The 714-nt window shown below is 61.1% G+C and carries 1 protein-coding gene; it reads right to left on the bottom strand.

Annotated features, from left to right (window positions below; all coding sequences use genetic code 11):
* A partial coding sequence (locus ACR0IP_RS23280) for a glucan biosynthesis protein (protein WP_480528178.1) occupies nt 1-714 on the bottom strand: 714 nt, incomplete at both ends.

Genomic DNA, 714 nt, shown 5'->3' with positions numbered 1-714 from the left:
GACGATGTTGTCATAGATTTCCTGATCGGCCGGTATCTCGACCAGTGTAACGGTGCCTTTGCCCCAGTCATCCCGAGGCTCGACCCACAGGCCCGGGCGCTTGTGATAATTCGCCTCAAGGTCGGCATAGTCCGAAAACTCGCGCTTGCGCTGCATCAGCCCGAAGCCGCGCGGGTTCTCGTCAACGAAAGACGATATTTGCAGGCGGGCCGGGTTTGCCAGCGGACGCCACAACACCTCGCCCGCGCCATTGCGGATCAACAGCCCGTCGCTGTCATGGACGGCCGGACGGAAATCGTCGAACCGGCTGTGGTTGGTCTGGTCGAACAGAAACATCGAGGTGCCCGGCGCGATACCTACATGAGGTAGGTCTTCGCGGGGAAACAGCGTGGCCTTGACGTCGATAATGCAATCCGCCCCCGCCGTGACATTGAAGCGATAGGCCCCAGTCACGCTGGGACTGTCCATCAGCGCATGTACGACCATATTCCGTTGGCCGGGCTTGGGGCGCTCCAGCCAGAAACGGATGAACTCAGGAAATTCCTCGCCATCCGGGTCGCCTGTTTTCAGGGCGAGACCGCGTGCCGACAGACCGTAGACCTCGTCCAGACCAATAGCGCGGAAATAGCTGGCACCCTGCCAGACGCAGAACTCATCCGTCTTGCCGGGTCGGTGCATCTCGGTCCGCAGCCGCAGGCCTGAAAAGCCCAGAGT

It is taken from the genome of Ruegeria sp. AL11 (assembly GCF_056540865.1).
This window is presented reverse-complemented; position numbering and strand designations above follow the sequence as displayed.